14 protein-coding genes and 1 pseudogene are annotated in these 17,029 nt (G+C 41.0%); 10 read left to right on the top strand and 5 right to left on the bottom strand.

Annotated features, from left to right (window positions below):
- Window positions 1-94 precede the first annotated feature (94 nt).
- Window positions 95-1,314: pseudogene (locus AC6IZ0_RS07205) on the top strand (HetZ-related protein).
- A 428-nt stretch (window positions 1,315-1,742) separates the two neighbouring features.
- Complete coding sequence (locus AC6IZ0_RS07200) at window positions 1,743-2,222, top strand: PD-(D/E)XK nuclease superfamily protein (protein ID WP_497725599.1); 480 nt, start codon at window positions 1,743-1,745, stop codon at window positions 2,220-2,222.
- Here AC6IZ0_RS07200 and AC6IZ0_RS07195 read toward each other — a convergent pair.
- Window positions 2,219-3,046 carry a DNA adenine methylase gene (locus AC6IZ0_RS07195; protein WP_497725597.1) on the bottom strand — a complete coding sequence of 276 codons (828 nt, stop codon included), beginning with the start codon at window positions 3,044-3,046 and terminating at the stop codon, window positions 2,219-2,221. The genes AC6IZ0_RS07200 and AC6IZ0_RS07195 overlap by 4 nt on opposite strands.
- 144 nt (window positions 3,047-3,190) lie before the next feature.
- Between AC6IZ0_RS07195 and AC6IZ0_RS07190 the strand changes: the two genes are divergently transcribed.
- The 3 genes from AC6IZ0_RS07190 to AC6IZ0_RS07180 all read left to right on the top strand — a co-directional run bounded on the left by AC6IZ0_RS07190 (window position 3,191) and on the right by AC6IZ0_RS07180 (window position 4,684).
- Complete coding sequence (locus AC6IZ0_RS07190; protein WP_271734254.1) at window positions 3,191-3,397, top strand: DUF751 family protein; 207 nt, start codon at window positions 3,191-3,193, stop codon at window positions 3,395-3,397.
- Between the two features lie 109 nt (window positions 3,398-3,506).
- The gene (gene rbfA / locus AC6IZ0_RS07185) at window positions 3,507-3,911 is read left to right on the top strand and encodes a 30S ribosome-binding factor RbfA (protein ID WP_271734253.1); all 405 of its coding nucleotides are present in this window, start codon (window positions 3,507-3,509) and stop codon (window positions 3,909-3,911) included.
- 527 nt (window positions 3,912-4,438) lie between these two features.
- A complete protein-coding gene (locus AC6IZ0_RS07180) occupies window positions 4,439-4,684 on the top strand; it encodes a DUF4327 family protein (protein ID WP_271734252.1) in 246 nt (81 codons plus the stop codon).
- A 346-nt stretch (window positions 4,685-5,030) separates the two neighbouring features.
- On the opposite strand, the gene AC6IZ0_RS07175 is transcribed toward AC6IZ0_RS07180, so the two are convergent.
- The gene (locus AC6IZ0_RS07175) at window positions 5,031-5,387 is read right to left on the bottom strand and encodes a hypothetical protein (protein ID WP_271734250.1); all 357 of its coding nucleotides are present in this window, start codon (window positions 5,385-5,387) and stop codon (window positions 5,031-5,033) included.
- 418 nt (window positions 5,388-5,805) lie between these two features.
- Here AC6IZ0_RS07175 and cdf31 point away from each other — a divergent pair, with 418 nt between their 5' ends.
- From cdf31 to AC6IZ0_RS07155, 4 genes are all read left to right on the top strand, one after another.
- Complete coding sequence (cdf31, locus tag AC6IZ0_RS07170) at window positions 5,806-6,693, top strand: CDF family zinc efflux transporter Cdf31 (RefSeq protein ID WP_497725595.1); 888 nt, start codon at window positions 5,806-5,808, stop codon at window positions 6,691-6,693.
- Window positions 6,694-7,058: 365 nt separating this feature from the next.
- Entirely contained in the window at window positions 7,059-9,356 is a 2,298-nt protein-coding gene (locus AC6IZ0_RS07165; protein ID WP_497725594.1) for an ATP-binding protein, read from the top strand.
- Window positions 9,357-9,360: 4 nt separating this feature from the next.
- A complete protein-coding gene (locus AC6IZ0_RS07160; protein WP_271734247.1) occupies window positions 9,361-9,825 on the top strand; it encodes a response regulator in 465 nt (154 codons plus the stop codon).
- A 16-nt stretch (window positions 9,826-9,841) separates the two neighbouring features.
- A complete protein-coding gene (locus tag AC6IZ0_RS07155; RefSeq protein WP_497725592.1) occupies window positions 9,842-12,544 on the top strand; it encodes a PAS domain-containing sensor histidine kinase in 2,703 nt (900 codons plus the stop codon).
- On the opposite strand, the gene AC6IZ0_RS07150 is transcribed toward AC6IZ0_RS07155, so the two are convergent.
- Together AC6IZ0_RS07150 and AC6IZ0_RS07145 are read right to left on the bottom strand one after the other, a co-directional pair.
- Window positions 12,530-13,705, bottom strand: coding sequence for a 4-Cys prefix domain-containing protein (locus AC6IZ0_RS07150; RefSeq protein WP_497725591.1), 1,176 nt, complete (start codon window positions 13,703-13,705; stop codon window positions 12,530-12,532). The genes AC6IZ0_RS07155 and AC6IZ0_RS07150 overlap by 15 nt on opposite strands.
- Before the next feature lie 29 nt (window positions 13,706-13,734).
- Complete coding sequence (locus AC6IZ0_RS07145) at window positions 13,735-14,571, bottom strand: alpha/beta fold hydrolase (RefSeq protein ID WP_497725589.1); 837 nt, start codon at window positions 14,569-14,571, stop codon at window positions 13,735-13,737.
- A gap of 784 nt (window positions 14,572-15,355) precedes the next feature.
- Here AC6IZ0_RS07145 and AC6IZ0_RS07140 point away from each other — a divergent pair.
- On the top strand, window positions 15,356-16,063 hold the full coding sequence (locus AC6IZ0_RS07140; protein WP_497725587.1) for an HAD family hydrolase: 708 nt from the start codon (window positions 15,356-15,358) through the stop codon (window positions 16,061-16,063).
- Here the strand turns inward: AC6IZ0_RS07140 and AC6IZ0_RS07135 are convergent.
- Entirely contained in the window at window positions 16,060-16,926 is an 867-nt protein-coding gene (locus AC6IZ0_RS07135) for a substrate-binding domain-containing protein (RefSeq protein WP_497725585.1), read from the bottom strand. The genes AC6IZ0_RS07140 and AC6IZ0_RS07135 overlap by 4 nt on opposite strands.
- Window positions 16,927-17,029 lie beyond the last annotated feature (103 nt).

The raw sequence follows: 17,029 nt of genomic DNA, 5'->3' as shown, positions 1-17,029 counted from the left end.
TTTGAGAATGCTAAATAGTTCTCCAGCCAAGGCTGGCCTTATTTGCTGTACCTGCGTTGTAGTTATGGTGCAATACCACACTCACCGAAAAGTCATGAAAGCCAACCTTGTAAATCTACCAACTTCAAAATCTGCTGTTTTCTGCAATGTTTCGCCTGCAGAATTGCTCCAGGACGATGACAATAGCTTGAGACAATTCTTGTATCAAGAAATGCTTTTGTCTGTGAAAGCGGCATCTGAGTGTGTACAAGCAGTATCACAGCGTATAGCTACAGAAGTTGAACGAATATGTCATAAAAGCTCCCGTATCCAAGAATCTGGAGAAGTCCAGTCATGGCAAGTTAATTTAGCTAGGCATCGCCTGCAAAAGTGCCTGCATTACTACCAACTAGGTTCCCGTCGGGGGAGGGTGGAATTACATAGTACTTTAGGTGCTATGGTTTACCGTCATGTCGCGACTGCTGGTTCAGAGTTGGGGTTTAATGCTCGTTACACTCTGATTGAAGATTTTTTACAAGCGTTTTACATCGAAGCTATTAAAGCTTTCCGCAGGGAAAACCAATTGTCAGAAGATTATCAACCCCGGACTCAGTTGCAATTGGCAGAATACATGGCTTTTACAGAGCAATATGCTAAACGCCGAATTAATTTACCTGGTGGGAATAATCAGCAATTGATTATCCTTCGCGCTCAAGGTTTTGCTCGTCGTCAGCCCCAAGAAACTACTGTAGATATTGAAATGGCGGTGGAATCTACTAGGAGTGAAGATGCGGAATCTTACCAGCGTCACTGGCAGTGCAACAGATTAGATCCCAGATGGTTGCTCAAACTAATTTTGATCCGTCGGAGGAGTCGGAGCGCGATCGCGTGATTGCGGAATTGGCAAAATACCTGGAATCTCAAGGTCAGTCTGACTGTGTGGAATACCTGAAGCTGAAATTACAAGACCTCTGTGCCCCAGAAATTGACCAAATCCTGGGTTTAACTAGCCGTCAGCGCGACTATCTACAACAGCGTTTTAAATACCATGTGGAAAAATTTGCCAAGAACCACCAATGGCAATTAGTTCATCAATGGTTGGGTGCAGGTCTAGAGCAAAAGTTGGGTTTAACTTCTGGACAATGGGACATCTTTGTGAGTGTGTTATCTCCTGAGCAGCAACAGATTTTGCAGTTGAAAACTACTCGACACAGTGATCAGGCGATCGCTAAAGCGATAAAATGTACACCTAAGCAGCTGCAAAAGCGCTGGACTCAAATGCTAGAAGTGGCATGGGATATTCGTAATGGCGAGAATCATATCCAAGCCAGTTAAATGTGAATTTATCGCAGATCAACCGATCTTAATTCCCCATCAATAACTCAAAAACTATAAAAAATTACCTCTACTACTTCACTCAAAAAGATGGGGAAATTATGGCAAAAGTCAAATGCTGACTATCCAATGGTTTGATAGTTTGATCATCTGCTGCGAAGCCTATTTATTTTAGTACAAAGGTACTATTTTATATTTGTTGTTCAGGTGGCAAAATTAAAAATTTATTAACGTATAGCACTACGCATACACGTTAGGACATCATAATTGTGGTTTTAAGGGAACAGGGAACAGGGAACACCGGAACAGGGAACAGGGAACACCGGAACAGGGAAATGTCCTAACACTTGTGGTTACTGCTATAGTATTTACTGTTGCTTGTAGGAAATCCTAAAATCAGGAAATCTGTCAAATCAAGCAAAATCAACATGAGTCAGGGCGGAAGGGCAGTTACATCTGGTAATGTTTTAGAAAACTGTGTGGAAGGTACTTTGCAGGGACATGGATATCTTCAAGTTGGCTGTGATTTACCCAGAAAACAGCGCCTACAATGTCTCTTGAGTGCGAATAATATACCCAAAAGATATGCCAGACAGGTTGATATCGGACCAGGAATTTATGGCAGCGATATAAATGTAGATTTTTATATTATTGGTAGCAGTCCAGCTTCTGGACTAATTATTGAATGTAAATGGCAGCAAAGTAGTGGTTCAGTAGATGAAAAACTTCCCTATCTGAACTTGAATATTCAAAACTGCTATCCCACACAAGCGATAGTATTAATCGATGGTGGAGGCGCGAAACCACAAGCCATCTCATGGTTACAAACACAAGTTGTTTCTAATCAAAACTTATTAGCAGTTTATAACTTGAGCACCTTTATTACCTGGTCTAATAATAACCTTTAATAGGAAGTTACCAATACCTCAGTTATCTGTCCTCGCTTTTTAGGATTAGAATTAATTGACCTACTGGCTGATATTCTATAAATCTGGAAGCCGGTATAAAGTTGGCGAATAAAGTCACAATCTGAATTAGATAGCATAACTTTTACTCCCCGCCCGGCTAGTTCTACAAATATATCTCTGAGTTGAACTTGTTGGGTTTCACCAAAGCAATAGTGACTATAAGCTGTAAAATAACTGGTTGCACTGACAGGATAGTATGGCGGGTCAAAATAGACAAAATCATTACTACTAGTGGCATAATTTAACACATCTGTAAAATCTGCTTGTTTAATTTGCGCGGTATTAAGGGCTGCTGATGCGCCTCGCAGTATATCTTCCGGGCAAATATTAGGATTTTTATATTTTCCCAGTGGGACATTAAATTTACCTTGAGAATTGACTCGATAAAGTCCATTGAAACAAGTTTTATTTAGATATATGAAACGCGCAGCTTGTTGTAAGTCAGTCCCTCCCGGTGAGGCTCTGACATGATAGTAATAGTCTTGACTATGCTGCTGATGATGTGCTTGTAACAGAGAGATTAATTCTTCAACACTATCCTTGACACAGCGATAAGTTGTAATTAATTCTGTATTAATATCACTTAATATAGATGCGGGGGGATGGAGATAGAAAAAAACCGCCCCACCTCCTAAAAATGGCTCATAGTAGGTTTGATATTCCTGGGGAAAATATTGATTATATTGTGTGATTAACCGAGCTTTACCACCAGCCCACTTTAAAAATGGACGCGGAAAAATTTTGGGAGATATTTGACTTACCATTGATTCCAACTCAGCTAGCAAACATAAGAAATATAGCGCAGGCAGCATATTTTATCTGAGTTGAGTAATTTTTTGGCTGCATAGATTACAATAAGATGAATGTGAAAGCAAGTGTAATTGTATAACAAGGCAGTATATATTGAAATGTTTGACGGATTTTGGGATAACGTCTTTCGCTACCCGCGCTACTTTGTTACTATCCTCTTAGGGGTGTTTCTCAACACGGTGGAGCCATTAATGCCGTTGTTAAAACGCCCTGTAACCCTGATTGCTCTTTTGGGTTTCTTTGTGGGTAGCCTAGTGTTTGTGAGTCTTACACTGCGGGCGATGCTAGGCTTGAATCCAGTCTAGACTCAAAGCATCAGGGTGTTCTTGTGTGGGGTATTGAGTGCTTCTAACTCGGTCCTGTGCAATTTATATATAATTATGTCGTACAACCTCTGTGAGGAGGCACAACTTTATGGCTACTAATCGCCGCGTTTCCCGCGTTGCTGAATTGATTAAACGGGAAGTTAGCCAAATGCTACTCCATGGTATTAAAGATGACCGTGTAGGTACAGGAATGGTGAGTGTTACTTATGTAGATGTTTCTGGTGATCTCCAACACGCCAAGGTCTACGTCAGTATTTATGGTACAGAGTCGGCTAAATCAGAAACAATGGCGGGGTTAAGGTCTGCAACTGGTTTTGTCCGCAGCGAACTTGGTTCACGAGTTAGGCTGCGTCGCACACCAGAAGTGATTTTTATTGAGGACGATTCTATAGAGCGGGGTACTAAGGTGCTGTCGCTTTTAAACCAACTGGAGTATCAGCGATCGCCAGAAAATACGCAAGTAGCGGATAATACTAGCGATGAAGATGATTAATCTTGAGAAGAAGTAACTCGCTAACAATGTCACTTGAGAACAATTAATTCCTAGTGAATTCGCTAAACACTTAACAGACGGGATGTGATCACGTCTGTTTTAATCTAACTATGAGGATATTTTCTGGCAAAATTCCCATTATTACTGCAATTTATTGATGATCATTGAGGTTTCGGCTAATTATTTGTCAATTACCAGGAATTATATGCTATAATACTATGTCATAAAATATACTTATAGTTCATATAAGCAAAACCCCAAGAAATATTGACATGATCTTGCCAGCAAGTTAATTTAATTGCCCTTAATTGCCCTGAAAGCATTAATCCTAGTACTTTTCGTCTGAAAGTTATAATTTATTGACATTCTTAACATTTCTTTAGATAATTTGAAGGTGTATAGCGTCAAAATAAGATTAGTTCCGTATAGCAAACTACAAAATCCTAGCCACAAGTCTGATGCTGTTCATGTTTGTTCCTAGTGTTTGATGGGAACAATGCCTACTGTAAACTTTGTGAGTAAAAACCATGACTGTGAATACGGTGCCTTCTATCAATTACTACTCCTACTACTCTTTGGATTTAATCCAAGACGAAGCACGCCGACTGGTACAAAAGGGAATTGTTAGCCGGCAACAGCCTATATATACATTGTGTCAATATATACCAGCTAGAGAGTGGGTAGGCGTGGAGTGTGAGTTAGAAAGATGTGACTTTTTATTACGCGATCGCATTGGCGACCTAATTGGCCGGGAAGAATGGGACAATGACTAATCAGTCTTGAGATTTGGAATTCTCTGTTTATAGATTAAGGAATCACAGCACTTTTAGGGCGGTGAGCTTGTCAACTGGGATGTTTGTAATTGAGAGCAAGGGATTTCATGGCGAATTGGAACGGATAATCTCTAGTTTTGATATGTATTTCCTCATGCAGAATCTTAGTTTTTGCACTAACGCAAGCAGCATTAGAACCTGAATATATACAATTTTGCCAGTTAAGAAGGGGTGGAGGCAATTTTTGGTTTAGATGCGCCACTCATTGAAAATTTAGTATTTTACTATACATTAAATTGCCGTAGTAGTTTAACATATGAAACTGCTGCGGTAATTTTTTGATAGTTCATCCTACCTGTTCTAAATACTGGTGAACATCTTCAAGAATTTGTGTCAGTTCAGCTTCTGTAGTTAAGCGAATATTCAAGTCGCGTACAGTAAGGAGAACTTTAGCAGCAAAGGGACTCGGCCAAATATTGGGATTACAAAAAATCTCTAAAAATACTTCACCAGTGTAGCGATATTCTAGGGGAGGCTGAGGGGTAACTTTACCGACGCTGGGATTATTGGTTTTAGCGGCGACAGCTTTGAGACTTAACATTAATTTATCTATGGCGGCTTTTAATTCCCGTGCTTTTTCGGCTGAAAAGCTGAAGGAAACAGAACCGGAAATCAGATTCAGGGTTAGAGGAGTGTAAGACATGAGCTATTTCTCAAGATTGATAGCGTAGAGTGGTGTCAGCCATATAATATTACCTATCTTACCCGAATAGGTGGTATTGACAAAACTTGTACCCGATGGCGATCGCTTGCACTATCGGAGGGAACACACCGAACAGGGAACAGGGAACAGAAATTGTTCACAAATCAAATAGGAGTCCTATTACCAAGACTAACAATAAAATATATGGCTTCCGTGGGGTAAGCCATATATTTTAGGGGAGGAAAACGTATTTTTACTAGGATAAGATGAAAGTTTATTTAAAAAAAATCTCAGTAAAGCAGTTGAATAACAGCGATTATAGCGAGATATAGCCAACAGTGTGTAATATTTTTACATATTGATTCTTGGTTGGAAGTTTTATATTACAAGTCATAGCAATAAATTTTAAATATGTTTTATGACTAAGGACAACCGCCCGGAAATACAAAAGGTGTTAATTATCACCTTACTGCTGAATATGTTGGTGGTAGGATTGAAGGGATTTTTGGGGTATGCTACAGGCTCTTTAAGCTTGTTAGCTGATGCCTTACATAGTATGACAGATGGAGCCAGTAATATTTTAGGGTTAGTTGCCAATAGATATTCTGCGCCGGAACCAGATAGAGAACACCCTTACGGACACCAGAAATTTGAATCTGTGGGAGCTTTAGGAATTGCGGTTCTGTTGCTTATCGCCTGCTTTGAAATTCTGCAAGGTATAGTGGAGCGAATTACTCAAGGTAGTGAACCTGTAGAGATATCCCCAGTAGAGTTGTGGTTATTGCTTGTGGTGCTAGGTATCAATATTTTTGTTGCTTTTTACGAACGTCGTGTAGGTCAGCGTTTAGGTAGTGCAATTTTGATTGCTGATGCTACACACACCATGAGTGATGTTTGGGTGACCATTTCTGTAATTGGGGGTTTGATAGGGGTTTGGCGAGGTTATCAATGGTTGGATGTGGTGTTAGCTTTTCCTGTCGCTTTGTTAGTATTGGGGAGTGCTTGGTCAGTGCTGAAAAGCAATTTACCTTGGTTGGTAGATCAAATGGCGATCGCACCGGAAACCATCGAGGCGATCGCCACTGCTGTTCCTGGGGTGATTAATTGTCATGACATCGCCTCCCGGGGTATTTTAGGTCGCCAAGTCTTCATAGAAATACATTTAATTATAGATGCAGTAGATGTAGAAACAGCCCATAAAATTAGTGAAGAAGTAGAAAGGCGACTAGAAAGACATTTCAGCCCCACTAGAATTTTAATTCATATCGAGCCGCCGGTATACCAGAGCAAATCAGCTAAAGCTTGACACTCCCCACGTCTAACCGATAGCTTGCGTGGCGTAGTCATAGAACAGGGTGGGAGGAATCATTGACTGAAAAGACACTAGTTGAAAAGATTGATACTTTATATTAAGATGTAACTATAATTAACATTATTTAAATTTTATTTACCCAGCTGCAAATACAGTTTTAGGCGAAAAAACAGCAATTTTACATAAATTGTCAACTGCTACTCCAGACAGTTAGCAGTCATGAGTTTAAATGCAATTAATTATCTCCGTCCTATGGTTATGCTGGGATAAAGGACTATGTAAATCCAAGCATGAAGAATGTTTGACACAGAACTGCTAAATCACAATAGTAGAGCTAGTCTCAAAACTACTTATAATCTATGGAACCCAGGCCACAGAGACGCTATCAGGAATTAAACGTGAGTAATAACGATATTACTATCCCCTTCCCAATTGATGTCAGCAACTGTAACAAAGAGCCTATTCATATTCCTGGCTCTATTCAGCCTCATGGAGTGATTTTTGCGCTCAAAGAACCGGATTTAACCATCCTCCAAGTTAGTGATAATCTCCTCAAATTCTTTAGTTTACCTCCAGAAGAAGTAATCAATAAAAATCTCAGCCAATTACTCGATGCCGAGCAAATTAGGTTAATAAAAGACTCTTTAAATGAAGATGATTTACCAATTGTTAATCCGATAGAAATGAGCATAAAAGTGGATAATCATCCTGTGAATTTTGATGGAATTATTCACCGTTATCAGGGGGGTTTAGTTTTAGAATTAGAACCAAGGGTAGCAGAAAGAGGTGATGCTTTTTTCAAATTTTACCACTTGATAAAAAGTGCAATTTCCAAGCTAAAAGCAGCATCAAATATAGGAGAATTTAGTCGGATTCTTGTTAAGGAAACTAAGAAAATTACTGGTTTCCATAGAGTGATGGTTTATCGATTTGATCAGGATTGGAATGGTGTAGTTATTGCTGAAGAAAAGCCAGAATATCTGACATCTTATTTAGGATTACATTACCCAGCCTCCGACATTCCCGCACAAGCGAGAAAACTCTATAGCCAAAACTGGCTGAGACTGATACCAAATATAGACTATGAACCGGCGGTAATTGTGCCCAGGAATAATCCTTTAACTGAGGAACCTTTAGATTTAAGTAATTCTGTGTTAAGGAGCGTCTCGCCTTTACACATTGAGTATATGCAGAATATGGGCGTAACTGCTTCGATGTCAATTTCGATTATCAAAGATGGAAAACTGTGGGGATTAATTGCTTGTCATCACCAATCACCGAAATTTATCCCCTATGAAATTCGGAATGCTTGTGAATTTTTAGGACAAATAGCCTCTTTAGAAATTGCAGGTAAAGAAGAGCATGAGGATATTGAATATAAGCTGTATTTGCAATCTTGCAACTCCAACTTAGTGGAGTATATGTCATTGGAACAGAACTTCATTGATGGTTTAATTAACCACGACCCAAATCTGTTAAATATTGTCAACGCTCAAGGAGCAGCAGTATGCTTTGATGGCGAATATTTTACGGTGGGGAAGACTCCGGAAAAACAGGAGATGCAAGAGTTAGTACAATGGATTTATGAAAACCAAAAGGAGGAGATTTTCTACACTGATTCCCTATCTCAAGTTTACCCAGAAGCAGAAAAATTGCGGGATGTGGCTAGCGGTTTGATGGTAGTTTCCATTTCCCAAATTCAGAAAAACTATGTTTTATGGTTTCGCCCGGAGGTAGTGCAAACTGTAGATTGGGGAGGTAATCCCAATAAACCGGTAGAAGCGCAAGAAAATGGCAGTATACGCCTATCACCGCGCAAATCCTTTGAGTTATGGCAAGAAACAGTACTATTAAAGTCTCTCCCTTGGAAATCCGATGAAATAAATGCGGCGCTGGAGTTGAGAAGTGCAATTATTGGCTTAGTGCTGCGCAAAGCGGATGAATTAGCACAGCTAAATGTGGAACTGGAACGGAGTAATAGAGAATTAGATGCTTTTGCCTATATAGCGTCCCATGATTTAAAGGAGCCACTGCGGGGTATTCACAATTATTCTAACTTCCTGATGGAAGATTACGGCGGGCTGCTGAATGAAGAAGGTAAGAAAAAGTTAGAAACGTTGATCCGTCTCACTCAGCGGATGGAGGATTTAATCGATTCACTGCTGCATTTTTCTCGCTTGGGGAGAGCAGACCTGGCTATGGCTCCCACGGATCTGAATGATGTACTAAATGGTAGTTTAGAGTTATTGCGTCCGCGGATTGAGGATATGAAAGTAGATATTCAGATTTCCAGACCCCTACCGACAGTGTATTGCGATCGCGTCCGAGTAGGTGAACTGTTTAACAATTTGATTACTAACGCCATCAAATACAATGATAAAGCCAATAAATGGATTTCCATAGGTTACATAGAGGAAGCACCATCCCCCACGATATTTTATGTGAGAGATAATGGGATTGGGATTCGAGAGAAACACTTTGAGTCAATTTTCCGAATTTTCAAACGACTACACGCTCCCAGTAAATATGGGGGAGGTACAGGAGCGGGGTTAACCATTGCTAAGAAAATAGTAGAAAGACACGGGGGGAGAATTTGGGTAGATTCCACCTATGGCGAGGGTACTACGTTTTATTTCACATTAGAAGGAGTGAAATAAACTGATGATTGGCAATCTTACCAAGCCTTTACTTGTAATTGAAGATAGCGACGAAGATTTTGAAGCCCTGTGTCGGATTATGAAGAAACAAGCTGTAGTTAATCCTGTGTTTCGCTGTACTGATGGCGATGAGGCGCTGGACTTCCTTTACCACACCGGGATTTACAGTAATACTCAAAACTTACCGCGTCCGTCGATTATTTTGCTCGATCTGAACTTACCGGGAACTGATGGGCGAGAAGTGTTACAGAAAATCAAGCAGGATGAGGAGTTTAAATATATCCCTGTAGTTGTATTTACCACATCATCTAATCCCAAAGACATTGAAGTATGTTATCAATCTTGCGTTGCTAGTTATATGTTAAAGCCCATTGATATTAACAGACTGGTGGAAACTCTTCAAAGTTTCATCACTTATTGGTTAGATATAGTCATCCTCCCCGATAGCGTAGCATGGCGTAAGCCATAGCTGTTAGTAAATAGTTATGACAGAACCGGTTACTGTTTTAATTATCGATGATTGTCAGGAAGACCGCCAGGCCTATCGTCGTTATCTACTGCAAGACCAGGAATACATCTACACAGTCATGGAAGAGGAGTCAGGGGAAGGAACCTTGAAATTGTGTCAGCAGTTTCACCCTGATGCGATTTTATTAGACTTTTTACTACCGGACTTAGATGGCTTGGAATTTCTGGCAGAATTACAACAGCAGTCACAGAAAATCATGCCAGCAGTGATTATGTTAACTGGTTATGGTAACGAAACTGTGGCTGTGGCTGCAATGAAAAGTGGTGTTCAAGACTATTTAGTCAAAGGACAGACCACTGGTGAGCGTTTGCGCTCAACGATTCACTCAGCGATTAAAAATGTGCAACTTAGTCAAGAGCTGCAACGCAGTGAGGAACGTTTCCGCACCTCCATTGACAATATGCTGGATTGTTTTGGCATTTTTTCGGCTGTACGTCAGCAGATGGGGGAAATCCTGCGCTTTCGTGTGGATTATATGAACGCCGCAGCTTGTGAATTTAGCCAAATTATGTCAGGTGTCCAGGGGGAATATCTGTGCAACATTCTCCTGAATATCCGCGATAATGGCTTGTTTGATGAATGTTGTCGAGTGGTAGAAACAGGTCAGCCTTTAGAGAAAGAGTCTGTCGTCTGGACTGCTTGTGACCAGAGACGGCAATCAGCTAAAGTGATTGATATTCGCATCACAAAAATGGGGGATGGCTTCGTTGCTTCTTGGCGAGATGTCACCGCGAAAAAACAGGCGGAAGATAAGTTACGCAATAGTCAGCAGTTTATCGAAGCTATTACTAATACTATACCAGGGATGTTATACGTTTATGATTTAATTCAACAGCAGAATATCTATACTAATAATCAATTTACCAAACTCCTGGGTTATACTGCCCAAGAAATTCAGGACATGGGTACTGAGTTGCTCCCATTGTTAATGCATCCTGAAGATTGGGTACGATTTACTAGACACTTGCAAGTAATTAACTCCGCTGGGGATGGTGAAATTGTCGAATTTGAATACCGGATGCGCCACGCCAATGGTGAATGGCGGTGGTTTGTCAGTCGAGATACTGTATTTAACAGGAGTGTTGACGGTTCGCCGCACCACATTGTGGGTACAGCTTTTGATATCACTGTGCGTAAGCAAGTAGAGGAACAGCTGCGTTTAAGTAATGAGCGTTTTCAACTAGCGGCTGCTGCGGTCAATTGTTTAATTTATGACATAGATTTTAAGAATAATACTGTTAGCAGAACTGAGGGTTTAACCCGAATTTTGGGTTATTCCTTAGCAGAAGCAGATCCCACCCATAAATGGTGGATGGAGAAAATTCATCCCGAAGATAGAAAGGGTGTGGGAGAGCAATGGAGAAATGTTCTTAGTAAGGGTCAATACTATTCTCTTGAGTATAGAATACTTCATAAAGACCAGGGGTATCGCTATATATTAGACCAGGGCATAATTGTCAGAGACCCTCATGGTCAGATTATCATACGAGCCGTAGGCAGTGCTACGGACATTAGCGATCGCAAGGCTACTGAAACCGCTTTGCGCGACAGTGAGGAACGCTACCGTTATTTATCTAATGCCATTCCACAATTGGTGTGGATTTGCAATCTTGAGGGTGAATACGAGTATGTAAATCAACAGTGGTGTGAATTTACGGGTCAAACTATGGAGCAAGCCCTAGGGTTAGGCTGGCGACAAGTTATACATCCAGATGATCTTCCCTCGGTTATCCACTCCGGGATAAAAGCCTTGGAGACAGGAGAAGCTATGAACACGGAAACGCGTTACCGGAAATTTGACGGTAGCTATTGTTGGCATTTAGCTAGGGGTTTACCAATTAAGAATGACCAGGGACTGGTGATTAAGTGGTTTGGTACTAGCACTGACATAGACCAGCACAAGCAGCTAGAGGCTGAACGGGATAGGCTGTTACAGCTGGAACAAGCAGCCAGGACGGCCGCGGAAACGGCTAACCAAACTAAAGATGAGTTTGTGGCTATGGTATCTCATGATTTGCGATCGCCACTTAATGCCATTCTCGGCTGGGCTAAATTACTACGGACTCGTGAACTACCTCCAGATACAGTTGACAGAGCTTTAGAAACTATCGAGCGTAATGCTCAATCTCAGTCTAAACTTTTGGAAGATCTGTTAAATATGACCCGTATCCTCCGGGGTCAGCTACAGATAGAACTCCGCCCAGTCAATCTGGTGAGTCTGGTCAAAGCATCTGTGGAAACTGTTTACCCGGATGCCAGTAGTAAAGGCATTCATTTAGAGTCTGTCATTGATGAATCTATCCCCCCTATAGTTGGGGATACCCATCGATTGTCACAAGTTTTAGGTAATTTACTTTCCAATGCTATTAAGTTTACCCCATCTGGTGGCAAAGTGCAAGTACAACTAGCAAAAAATGATCAGTCTTCAATACGTATTCAGGTGAGTGATACTGGTGTGGGTATTAAACCGGAGTTTCTGCCCCACGTGTTTAAGCGGTATCATCAGGCAGAGTGTAGTCATCAACAAACTGGTTTGGGACTGGGTTTAGCGATCGCTCGTCATTTGGTAGAATTACACGGGGGTACTATTGAGTCCCACAGTCCCGGGGAAGGGCTAGGGGCTACTTTTACGGTTAAGTTACCTTTATTTACTGAATAAAGTTTTAAATTGCCTGATAGAACCCAGAGAATAATTTTCTAACTTAAAATCGGCGAAAGGTTTATTTTCTAACCTATCTCTTAAGGCTTCATCTAAAATCAGACCTGCTGGTACTTCCTTCACCCCGATGATAATTATACTTGTTTGGTATGCGGTCAAGTCCTGATTTTCCTGACAGGTGCTTGCTTGAAATTGACCCAGGTTTAACAAACGATAACCTTTAACGCTGGGTGTATTCTGAAATAATCTAGTTGCTAAACCTTGAATTTGTTGGGCGCGTTCTAAAGCCAGGCGTTGTTTAACTCCTGGTTTCCCGCCACAATTCGCCAGACCCACAGCAATAATTTCACTAGGTTCTTGCATGATTTCCTGGATATTTTCTGGCTGTAGTTTTAAGTTGAGAAGGTCAAGACTAATAATTTCATCATTATATTTAACTTGAAAATTGCTACCAGGTAACCATTTATATTTAACTGACAAAACAGCTATATTAAACTTAGCAATTTTACCTTGACTATCCATACCTTCCTGATAAGGAAAGTAATCAACCATCCCTTTTCTTTGGGGAGATTGTGTGGATGGTGTCAAGGTGGCAAACTGGGGAGAGTATATCACTAAAGCTATCAAACCCAGAATCCCCAAAGAAGCTAACAGAGCCGCTAATAGTCCTTGTAAAGGAACTTTCTTTGATGGCTGTGTGGGGGTGATATTTGTAGGTATAAATTTTCTTAACCAATCCACAGCTTCCCCTGGTGAACCCAGGTTATTTTGCTGCTGTAGCCACACATCCAAATGAGGCTGCTCCATTGTTTCCATGATTATACAGTGGAGAACCAAACCATTTCTAGTTTCATGCTGAAAATATCCGGCAAATTTGGGCAGAACTGGATGATTCAGACTTGACAAAATAGAGGCTTCTTGGCAAAATAAGTCTACTGCTTCTGGGTCATTTGATAACTCTTGATTCAAGACTTTGAGGATTTTAGGCGTGTTTTGTTCGGTGGCTGCGTAGACTTTACTAAACCCAGTTTTGTCACTCAACAAACTGAGCACCCGATAACGTCCTAGTAGTTCCAAGGAGGAACCGCAACTTTGACAAAACCGGTCTTGATTATTTGGGTGATGAGGTTGAGGACAAACTGGATTAATACAAAGGCTCATGATCAAATAATGTCAAAGTCAGGCTGCTTTTATTTACGTTCTGCTAGAAATGCTGCTACAGTCCGGTTAAATGCTTCCGGTTCTGTCAAAAATGGCCAATGATTACCCGGAACTTGGCAAAGGCGCAAATTCTTTAGATAAGTTTTGTAAGGTTTAATTTGCCAGTTGAGGCGGTTGAGACCTTGTTCTGGTTGTATGAACAGGGTAGGAGTATCAACGGGGGAAATAAAACCGGGTACACACATAACATCTGCAAAAATGCGATCGCGAGCTGCTATAGTAAACTTACTACCCCAACTCCCATCGGGTTTTTGTTCAATTCCCCCTTGAAATACCTTTTGTTGTAAAGTACTCCATCCTTGATATTGTTTTAACTGACGCGCTTGTGCTTCAGCTTCGGAGTAACTAGCAAATGGTCCCATACCCTTGAGGAAAGATAGATAACGGTATAACAGGGGGAAAGTTAACCGCAATAAACTAGGCATTTTCCAGATAAAAATCGGGTCAACTAAAACCATACTGCGTAAACGTTGCGGGTTTTTTCTCGCCCAGATAGCGGCGAGTTTTCCTGTCCAAGAGTGACTGACCACATGGGTAGAAGACCATCCCAGATGATCCATGAGGGCTTCCAGGTCTGCGATCGCACTTGCAAAGGTATAATCATCTTCTGGCTTGCTGCTTTCACCATGACCACGCATATCTGGGGCAACTATGTGGTATTGTGGGGCTAGGTCATCTCCCAAGCTGGACCACACCAAAGCGTTGTCAGCTAAACCATGCAATAACAATAAAGGTTCTTCTGCTTGTTTCCACTCTAAATAGGAAAGTTCGATATCAGATTTTGATAAGGTTTGACGGAAAGGCATGGGAACAAAGGTATAGGTTTATACAAGTGCTTACAGTCAACAGTCAACACTCATCATAGATTAGACCATGGGATAACGCAGAGACTAGAGACAAATTTATTTAATTTTTTTTCTATGTTGAGAAATATAATGATGCAATAGGATAAAAAACATCAATATATAACTGGAATAAATAGCAATACTGAAAGTAACAAATGTAGGTAGATTCAGTGTTTTAATCAGGTTTATGGTGAGAACACTGAAAATTATACTAGCTAAAAAAGCTAATAAATCCTTATTCAAAATATTCTCCTAAATCCTATTTATAACCACTTCATCTACTAATAATTGATTCATGAATATGAATACCGTAAACAATGTTACTTATCAAAGACTTTGGGAGATCATTTAGATTTTTTTTAGAAAATATAGAAATCCGGTTTGGTTTGTGAATTGATTTGTTTAGGTAGGGAACAGGGAACAGGGAACAGGTAAGAAGAATTGCCGTGTGTACTGAGTCTTGTTCAAAAATCAAATAGGAGTCCTATATGTCGGGTTGGTTTGTGAATTGATTTGTTTAGGTAGGGAACAGGGAACACACCGAACAGGGAACAGGTAAGAAGAATTGCCGTGTGTACTGAGTCTTGTTCAAAAATCAAATAGGAGTCCTATATGTAAATATTTTCTCAAAAGAACAGAGCCTTATCCTTAAGGCCATGCTCTGCTATCAGACCCTACAGATGTTTGTTAGTTGCCGAAAAACATTGTTAAATAGTTAAATATAATAACTATTGAGGTCGTCAAAGTGTTATCAAGTTACCGAGGCGCAATTTTTGATATGGATGGCCTGATATTTGATACAGAAAGTATTGCTCGATGGGCGTGGAAACAGGCGCTCAAAGAGCATGGCTATATAATGAGCGATAATTTATACAGGTCACTGGTAGGACGAGACTTATCATGGCGGGAAAAATTACTCAAAAAAGTTTACGGAGAAAGTTTACCATTTGACTCAGTGACTACCCAACGTATCGCCATTGGTGATGAGCGGGAATTACGAGAAGGTCTACCAATGAAACCAGGAGTTTTAGATTTGCTGCAAAGACTCAATGACCTGGGTATGATGATTGGATTAGCCACCGGAACGGGACGCACTAGAGCCATCCGACGTTTAACAAATGCGGGGATTAACCAATATTTCACCATAATAGTCACCAGTGAAGATGTAGCTGAGGGTAAACCAGCACCAGATATTTTTCTAGAAGCGAGTCACCGCATGAACATTGCGCCCGCAGAGTGTATAGTGTTTGAAGACTCATGTGTGGGTGTGGAAGCTGCTTTTGAGGCGGGAATGTGTGCCATTATGGTTCCCGATATTGAACAACCATCCCCTGAAATTAGCAGTTTAGCTTATGGAGTTTTCAAATCCCTGGAAGAGGTGGGGGAATTATTACCACCAAGGGTTAAAGAATTGAAAGTTGCTGAGAACCTAAAACACCCAAACATGAATTAGGAATTACCTGTAATTGCTTCGATTGTAGCCACTACTTCCCCAGTTTGAGTGGTATTATAACCGCCAATAGCCTCTAGCTGTGAGAGTACCCGCCGATGTCCTAATGTACCCAGTAATTTCTGTACGGGGGCTTCATCTAAGTATGGCTGGAGAATAGCTAAGTCGTATCTTGATTGTTGTAAAGGGATGAATCCTAAGCCAAAGGCTGCGGCCACAGATGCAGTGCTGATACCAGATGTTACTTTACCCGTAGCTACTGCTTGGGCTACTTCTAAGTGTCCGTGGAGAATGTGGTCAAATCCTTTGACGGCTGTAAATGGTATATTTGCCTCTTGTAGCGATCGCTCTAATACTTGGCGACTACCTGACCCAGCTTCGCGGTTAGCAATGGTGACACCAGGTTGGGCTAAATCTGCAATACTTTTTAATCCTAAGGGATTATGGGGTTGGGTGAGCATCCCCTCTTCCCAGATACCCAGGTTAATTAATACCGTCGTCGCATCTTTGATGATAGAACGGACAAAGGGTGTATTATATTCTCCTGTCTGGGAATCGTACATATGCATACCCGCCAAATGAACTTCCCCCCGGCGCAGTCGGTGCAATGCTGTCATACTGTTATCTGAAATCCAGTGTACTCGCAAGTGAGGATGCCAACGTTCCGCAGCTCGCGCCCAGAGGGATAAAGCGGGCGCACAACCTGCCAAAATCACTGTATCATACAGATTTACCGGTTCATCTAGCAACTGGACGACCATGGTATTTTTACCGGGTAGGCGATCGCCTTCCCCATCGGCTGGTATCATTTCAGTACGGAAGGCATCTTGACCAATTAAAGGATGAGCAATCCATTGATTACCCACTTGGGCTTCACCTAGGGGTACATTATAGGCGGGTACTGCGGTGATTTCCGGTAAATCTTGCTGCTATATAAATCCTAGACAAGTCTAGACATTTATTTCTTAC

The sequence above is a fragment of the Anabaenopsis sp. NIES-4685 genome (assembly GCF_059725405.1).
The sequence above is the reverse complement of the archived record's forward strand: the minus strand, read 5'-3'. Positions and strand labels throughout refer to the sequence as shown.

Excerpts from the sequence above, each read along its gene's own strand:
- AC6IZ0_RS07200 (WP_497725599.1), top strand. The coding sequence starts at position 1,743 with ATGAGTCAGGGCGGAAGGGCAGTTACATCTGGTAATGTTTTAGAAAAC.
- AC6IZ0_RS07195 (WP_497725597.1), bottom strand. The coding sequence starts at position 3,046 with ATGGTAAGTCAAATATCTCCCAAAATTTTTCCGCGTCCATTTTTAAAG.
- AC6IZ0_RS07190 (WP_271734254.1), top strand. The coding sequence starts at position 3,191 with ATGTTTGACGGATTTTGGGATAACGTCTTTCGCTACCCGCGCTACTTT.
- rbfA (WP_271734253.1), top strand. The coding sequence starts at position 3,507 with ATGGCTACTAATCGCCGCGTTTCCCGCGTTGCTGAATTGATTAAACGG.
- AC6IZ0_RS07180 (WP_271734252.1), top strand. The coding sequence starts at position 4,439 with ATGACTGTGAATACGGTGCCTTCTATCAATTACTACTCCTACTACTCT.
- AC6IZ0_RS07175 (WP_271734250.1), bottom strand. The coding sequence starts at position 5,387 with ATGTCTTACACTCCTCTAACCCTGAATCTGATTTCCGGTTCTGTTTCC.
- cdf31 (WP_497725595.1), top strand. The coding sequence starts at position 5,806 with ATGACTAAGGACAACCGCCCGGAAATACAAAAGGTGTTAATTATCACC.
- AC6IZ0_RS07165 (WP_497725594.1), top strand. The coding sequence starts at position 7,059 with ATGGAACCCAGGCCACAGAGACGCTATCAGGAATTAAACGTGAGTAAT.
- AC6IZ0_RS07160 (WP_271734247.1), top strand. The coding sequence starts at position 9,361 with ATGATTGGCAATCTTACCAAGCCTTTACTTGTAATTGAAGATAGCGAC.
- AC6IZ0_RS07155 (WP_497725592.1), top strand. The coding sequence starts at position 9,842 with ATGACAGAACCGGTTACTGTTTTAATTATCGATGATTGTCAGGAAGAC.
- AC6IZ0_RS07150 (WP_497725591.1), bottom strand. The coding sequence starts at position 13,705 with ATGAGCCTTTGTATTAATCCAGTTTGTCCTCAACCTCATCACCCAAAT.
- AC6IZ0_RS07145 (WP_497725589.1), bottom strand. The coding sequence starts at position 14,571 with ATGCCTTTCCGTCAAACCTTATCAAAATCTGATATCGAACTTTCCTAT.